Source organism: Streptomyces sp. Ru73 (assembly GCF_002920575.1).
Lineage (GTDB): Bacteria > Actinomycetota > Actinomycetes > Streptomycetales > Streptomycetaceae > Streptomyces.
In genome coordinates, this window is sequence record NZ_PQSQ01000097.1 from 22359 (window position 1) to 29031 (window position 6673).

At 71.2% G+C, this 6673-nt stretch carries 6 protein-coding genes; all 6 read left to right on the forward strand.

Annotated features, from left to right (window positions below):
• The first annotated feature begins 8 nt into the window (after positions 1-8).
• Positions 9-563, forward strand: coding sequence for an NADH-quinone oxidoreductase subunit B family protein (locus C3486_RS30105; protein ID WP_052864827.1), 555 nt, complete (start codon positions 9-11; stop codon positions 561-563).
• Complete coding sequence (locus tag C3486_RS30110) at positions 560-1321, forward strand: NADH-quinone oxidoreductase subunit C (protein WP_103835956.1); 762 nt, start codon at positions 560-562, stop codon at positions 1319-1321. Before C3486_RS30105 ends, C3486_RS30110 begins: the two co-directional genes overlap by 4 nt.
• Positions 1321-2643, forward strand: coding sequence for an NADH-quinone oxidoreductase subunit D (locus C3486_RS30115; RefSeq protein WP_103835957.1), 1323 nt, complete (start codon positions 1321-1323; stop codon positions 2641-2643). Before C3486_RS30110 ends, C3486_RS30115 begins: the two co-directional genes overlap by 1 nt.
• 17 nt (positions 2644-2660) lie before the next feature.
• Positions 2661-3506, forward strand: a complete 846-nt coding sequence (gene nuoE / locus C3486_RS30120; RefSeq protein WP_103835958.1) for an NADH-quinone oxidoreductase subunit NuoE — start codon at positions 2661-2663, stop codon at positions 3504-3506.
• Positions 3506-4882 (forward strand): NADH-quinone oxidoreductase subunit NuoF, encoded by a 1377-nt coding sequence (gene nuoF / locus C3486_RS30125; protein WP_103835959.1) that lies wholly within the window; start codon positions 3506-3508, stop codon positions 4880-4882. The genes nuoE and nuoF overlap by 1 nt, the downstream gene beginning before the upstream one ends.
• Positions 4879-6673: NADH-quinone oxidoreductase subunit G (locus tag C3486_RS30130; RefSeq protein ID WP_103835961.1), on the forward strand; the 1795-nt coding region annotated here is incomplete at its 3' end. The genes nuoF and C3486_RS30130, both read left to right, overlap by 4 nt.

Here is a 6673-nt window from a genome sequence, read left to right on the forward strand (position 1 = left end):
GTCACCCAATGGGACTGGAAGAGAAGCTGCCCAGCGGCTTTCTGCTGAGCACCGTCGAACAGGCCGCGGGCTGGGTGCGCAAGTCATCGGTCTTCCCGGCGACGTTCGGGCTCGCGTGCTGCGCCATCGAGATGATGACCACCGGCGCGGGCCGCTACGACCTGGCCCGCTTCGGCATGGAGGTCTTCCGCGGCTCGCCCCGGCAGGCCGACCTGATGATCGTGGCCGGCCGGGTCAGCCAGAAGATGGCGCCCGTCCTGCGGCAGGTCTACGACCAGATGCCGAACCCGAAGTGGGTCATCTCCATGGGCGTCTGCGCCTCCTCGGGCGGCATGTTCAACAACTACGCCATCGTGCAGGGCGTCGACCACATCGTCCCGGTCGACATCTACCTCCCGGGCTGCCCGCCGCGCCCGGAGATGCTGATGGACGCGATCCTCAAGCTCCACGAGAAGATCCAGGGCTCCAAGCTCGGGGTCAACGCCGAGGAAGCGGCCCGTGAGGCGGAGGAGGCGGCGCTCAAGGCACTCCCGACGATCGAGATGAAGGGACTGCTGCGGTGAGCAACCCGGACAAGGGCACGCACGGGTCGGGGGCCAACGGGGTCAATCCCGACAAGGAAATCGGCGTGGAGAACCTCCCCGGCCAGCGCCTGGACCAGGGCGAGGTCATCGGCGTCCGGCGCGGCATGTTCGGCGCCAACAACGGCGGCGACACCTCCGGCTACGGCGGCCTCGTACGGACCGTACGGCTGCCCGGCGCCACCTCCCGGCCGTACGGCGGCTGGTTCGACGAGGTCGCGGACGAGCTGGAAGGCGCGCTGGAGGAGCAGGGGCTGGTCCCCGAGAACGTCATCGAGAAGACCGTCGTCGACCGCGGCGAGCTGACGTTCCACATCGAGCGGGAGTACCTCCCGGTGGTCGCGAAGACGCTCCGCGACGACCCGGCGCTCCGCTTCGAACTGTGCACCGGCGTCAGCGCCGTGCACTTCCCCGGCGACAAGGGCCGCGAGCTGCACGCCGTCTACCACCTGCGGTCGATCACCCACACCCGGCTGATCCGGCTGGAGGTCTCCACGCCCGACGCCGACCCGCACATCCCGTCGATCGTGAGCGTCTACCCGACCAATGACTGGCACGAGCGCGAGGTCTACGACTTCTTCGGGCTGATCTTCGACGGCCACCCGGCGCTCACCCGGATCATGATGCCGGACGACTGGCAGGGCTTCCCGCAGCGCAAGGACTACCCGCTCGGCGGCATTCCCGTCGAGTACAAGGGCGCCCAGATCCCGGCTCCCGACCAGCGGAGGTCGTACACCTGATGACTACGTCGCACGCAACTCCCCGCGAGACCACCGAGGGCACCGTCTACACGGTGACCGGCGGCGACTGGGACGAGGTCGTCGAGGCCGCGGCCAAGACCGACGACGAGCGCATCGTCGTCAACATGGGTCCGCAGCACCCCTCCACGCACGGCGTGCTCCGGCTGATCCTGGAGATCGACGGCGAGACCGTCACCGAGGCCCGCTGCGGCATCGGCTACCTCCACACCGGCATCGAGAAGAACCTCGAATACCGCACGTGGACCCAGGGCACGACCTTCGTCACGCGGATGGACTACCTGACGCCGTTCTTCAACGAGACGGCGTACTGCCTGGCCGTGGAGAAGCTGCTCGGCATCGAGGGCGACATCCCGGACCGCGCCTCGGTCATCCGTGTGCTGCTGATGGAGCTGAACCGGCTCTCCTCCCACCTGGTGTGCATCGCCACCGGCGGCATGGAGCTCGGCGCCACCACGATCATGATCTACGGCTTCCGCGACCGCGAACTGGTCCTGGACATCTACGAGCTGATCACCGGCCTGCGCATGAACCACGCGTACGTCCGGCCCGGCGGGCTCGCCCAGGACCTGCCACCGGGCGCCGTCGACCAGCTCCGCGAGTTCGTGAAGAAGATGCGCAAGAACCTGCCGGAGTACGACAAGCTCGCCACCGGCAACCCGGTCTTCAAGGGCCGCATGGAGGGCATCGGCTACCTCGACCTGGCCGGCTGCATGGCCACCGGCGCCACCGGGCCGATCCTGCGCTCCGCCGGGCTCCCGCACGACCTGCGCAAGAGCAACCCGTACTGCGGCTACGAGACCTACGACTTCGAGGTCCCGACCACCGACACCTGCGACGCGTACGGCCGCTTCCTGCTCCGCCTGGAGGAGATGCGGCAGTCGCTGCGGATCATCGAGCAGTGCCTGGACCGGCTGGAGCCCGGCCCGGTCATGGTCGGCGACAAGAAGATCGCCTGGCCCGCGCAGCTCGCGCTCGGCCCGGACGGCCTCGGCAACTCCCTGGACCACATCAAGAAGATCATGGGCACCTCCATGGAGGCCCTGATCCACCACTTCAAGCTGGTGACGGAGGGCTTCCGCGTCCCGCCGGGACAGGCGTACGCGGCGGTGGAGTCCCCCAAGGGCGAGCTGGGAGTCCACGCGGTCAGCGACGGCGGGACCCGCCCCTACCGCGTCCATTTCCGCGATCCGTCGTTCACCAATCTGCAGGCCATGGCGGCCATGTGCGAAGGCGGCCAGGTCGCCGACGTCATCGTCGCCGTCGCGTCCATCGACCCCGTGATGGGAGGCGTCGACCGGTGACAGACGTCAGTTTGGGGATGCCGCAGCTCCCCGCCCCCGATTACCCGGCCGACGTACGGGCCCGGCTCGAAGCGGACGCGAAGGAGGTGATCGCCCGCTACCCCGGCGCGCGCTCGGCCCTGCTGCCGCTGCTGCACCTGGTCCAGTCCGAGGAGGGCCACGTCACCCGGACCGGCATCCGCTTCTGCGCCGAGATGCTGGGCCTCACCACCGCCGAGGTCACGGCCGTCTCGACCTTCTACACGATGTACCGCCGCAAGCCGAGCGGCGACTACCAGGTCGGGGTCTGCACCAACACGCTCTGCGCCGTCATGGGCGGCGACGCGATCTTCGACGAGCTGAAGGAACACCTCGGCGTCGGCAACAACGAGACCACCCCGGACGGCAAGGTCACCCTCGAACACATCGAGTGCAACGCCGCCTGCGACTACGCGCCCGTCGTGATGGTCAACTGGGAGTTCTTCGACAACCAGACGCCGGAGAGCGCCAAGCGGCTGGTCGACGACCTGCGGGCCGGACGGCCCGTCGCACCGACCCGCGGCGCGCCCCTGTGCACGTACAAGGAGACCGCGCGCATCCTGGCCGGCTTCCCCGACCGGCGGGAGGGCGCGGTCGAGGCGACCGGCAGCGCGGGGCACGCCTCGCTCGTCGGCCTCCGGCTGGCCAAGGGCGAGGAACTGCCGGGCGGCACGGACCACGTCGTCGCACCCCGCGACGGCGCGCACCCGACGGACGAGGCCGCGCCGGCCGGGGCACCGGGGGAGGCGCCGCCGACGCACCCCAGCTCGCACGACGCCCCGCGCGACACCTCGGCCAGCGACCCCCACCACCCGTCCGGCCCCGCTGCTGAGGAGGGGGAGTGATGACCGTGTCCACGGAATACGGGGGTGCCTCCCGGCCCGAGGCCGGTGGAGGGTCCAGCCCCGAGAAGCTGCTCGCACCCGTGCTGTCGGCCTTCTGGGATCAGCCCGAGTCCTGGACCCTGGAGACCTACCGGCGGCACGAGGGCTACGAAGGCGCCCGCAAGGCACTGGCCATGGCGCCGGACGACGTCATCGCGTACGTCAAGGACGCGGGCCTGCGCGGCCGCGGCGGCGCGGGCTTCCCGACCGGCATGAAGTGGCAGTTCATCCCGCAGGGCGACGGCAAGCCGCACTATCTCGTGGTCAACGCCGACGAGTCGGAGCCCGGGACCTGCAAGGACATCCCGCTCCTCTTCGCGAACCCGCATTCCCTCATCGAGGGGATCATCATCGCCTGTCACGCGATCCGGTCGCACCACGCGTTCATCTACCTGCGCGGGGAGACGGTGCCCGTGCTGCGGCGGCTGCACGAGGCCGTACGGGAGGCCTACGCGGCGGGCTACCTCGGCAAGGACGCCCTCGGCCCCGGTCTGGACCTCGAACTCACCGTGCACGCGGGCGCGGGCGCGTACATCTGCGGCGAGGAGACCGCGCTGCTGGACTCCCTGGAGGGCCGTCGCGGACAGCCCCGGCTGCGTCCCCCCTTCCCCGCCGTGGCCGGCCTCTACGCCTGCCCCACCGTGGTGAACAACGTCGAGTCCATCGCCTCGGTTCCCGCCATCATGAACCGGGGCAAGGAATGGTTCCGCTCGATGGGCAGCGAGAAGTCCCCGGGCTTCACGCTCTACTCGCTCAGCGGCCACGTCGCCAACCCCGGCCAGTACGAGGCCCCGCTCGGCATCACGCTGCGCCAGCTGCTCGACATGAGCGGCGGCATCCGGCCCGGCCACCGGCTGAAGTTCTGGACGCCGGGCGGCTCCTCGACGCCGATGTTCACCGACGAGCACCTGGACGTCCCGCTGGACTACGAGGGCGTCGGCGCGGCCGGCTCGATGCTCGGCACCAAGGCCCTGCAGTGCTTCGACGAGACGACCTGCGTCGTACGGGCGGTCACCCGCTGGACCGAGTTCTACGCGCACGAGTCCTGCGGCAAGTGCACGCCGTGCCGCGAGGGCACGTACTGGCTCGTCCAGCTGCTGCGCGACATCGAGGCCGGCAAGGGCCGGATGGAGGACCTCGAGAAGCTCAACGACATCGCCGACAACATCAACGGCAAGTCGTTCTGCGCCCTCGGTGACGGCGCCGCCTCCCCGATCTTCTCCTCGCTCAAGTACTTCCGCGCGGAGTACGAGCAGCACGTCACCGGCAAGGGCTGCCCCTTCGACCCGGCCAAGTCCACCGCTTGGGCCGATGCGCACCTGGAGGTGAACGCATGACAGTACTCCAGCCATCAAGCGGCTCCGCCGCGGGCTCCCACAGCGCGCCCTCCGGGGGCGGCGAGGCGGCGGTTCCGCCCGAAGACCTCGTCACGCTGACCATCGACGGCATCGAGATCAGCGTGCCCAAGGGGACCCTCGTCATCCGGGCCGCCGAAATGCTCGGCATCGAGATCCCGCGCTTCTGCGACCACCCGCTGCTGGACCCGGCCGGTGCCTGCCGTCAGTGCATCGTGGAGGTCGAGGGCCAGCGCAAGCCCATGGCGTCCTGCACGATCACCTGCACCGACGGGATGGTCGTGAAGTCGCAGCTCACCTCGCCGGTGGCCGAGAAGGCGCAGCGCGGCGTGATGGAGCTGCTGCTCATCAACCACCCGCTGGACTGCCCGGTCTGCGACAAGGGCGGCGAGTGCCCGCTGCAGAACCAGGCCATGTCCGCCGGCCAGGCCGACTCGCGCTTCGAGGGCAAGAAGCGCACCTACGAGAAGCCGGTGCCGATCTCCCAGCAGGTGCTGCTGGACCGCGAGCGCTGTGTGCTGTGCGCCCGCTGCACCCGCTTCTCGAACCAGATCGCCGGCGACCCGATGATCGAGCTGATCGAGCGCGGCGCGCTCCAGCAGGTCGGTACGGGCGAGGGCGACCCGTTCGAGTCGTACTTCTCCGGCAACACCATCCAGATCTGCCCGGTCGGCGCGCTGACCTCGGCGGCGTACCGGTTCCGCTCCCGCCCCTTCGACCTGGTCTCCTCGCCGTCCGTGTGCGAGCACTGCGCGGGCGGCTGCGCGACGCGCACGGACCACCGGCGCGGCAAGGTCATGCGGCGGCTCGCCGCCGACGACCCCGAGGTCAACGAGGAGTGGGTCTGCGACAAGGGGCGGTTCGCCTTCCGGTACGGCCAGCTGCCGGACCGGCTGGAGACGCCGCTCGTGCGGGACGCCGAGTCGGGTGAACTGACCCCGGCGAGCTGGCCCGAGGCGCTGGAGGCGGCGGCCCGCGGGCTGGTCGCGGCGCGCGGCCGGGCCGGGGTGCTGACCGGCGGCCGGCTCACCGTCGAGGACTCCTACGCGTACGCCAAGTTCGCGCGGGCCGTCCTGGACACCGACGACATCGACTTCCGGGCCCGCGTGCACAGCCCCGAAGAGGCCGGCTTCCTCGCCGCACACGTGGCGGGGCACGGCCGCGACCTGGACGGGCAGGGGGTCACCTACCGCTCCCTGGAGGCGGCGCCGGCCGTCCTGCTGGCCGGCATCGAGGCCGAGGAGGAGGCGCCCGGCGTCTTCCTGCGGCTGCGCAAGGCGCACCGCAAGAGCGGCCAGCGGACTTTCGGGCTCGCCTCGTACGCGACCCGGGGCCTCATCAAGGCGGGCGGCACGCTGCTGCCGGCCGCGCCCGGCACGGAGCCGGAGTGGCTGGACGCGCTGGCCGGCGGGGTCGGGCTGGAGGGTGAAGGACAGGCAGCGGCCGAGGCGCTGCGGGCCGAGGGCTCGGTGATCGTCGTCGGCGAGCGGCTGGCCGCCGTACCGGGGGCGCTCACCGCCGCCGTACGCGCCGCCTCGGCCACCGGTGCGCGGCTCGTCTGGATTCCGCGCCGGGCGGGCGAGCGGGGCGCCGTCGAAGCGGGCGCCCTCGCCGGACTGCTGCCCGGCGGCCGGCCCGCGACCGACCCGCGCGCCCGCGACGAGGTCGCCCGCGCCTGGGGCGTGGCCGCGCTGCCGCACCGGCCCGGCCGGGACACCGGCCAGATCCTGGAGGCCGCCGCCACCGGCGAGCTGAACGCCCTGGTGGTGGCCG

Coding starts and splice junctions, on each gene's coding strand:
- nuoF (WP_103835959.1), top strand. CDS start 3,506: ATGACCGTGTCCACGGAATACGGGGGTGCCTCCCGGCCCGAGGCCGGT.
- C3486_RS30105 (WP_052864827.1), top strand. CDS start 9: ATGGGACTGGAAGAGAAGCTGCCCAGCGGCTTTCTGCTGAGCACCGTC.
- nuoE (WP_103835958.1), top strand. CDS start 2,661: ATGCCGCAGCTCCCCGCCCCCGATTACCCGGCCGACGTACGGGCCCGG.
- C3486_RS30115 (WP_103835957.1), top strand. CDS start 1,321: ATGACTACGTCGCACGCAACTCCCCGCGAGACCACCGAGGGCACCGTC.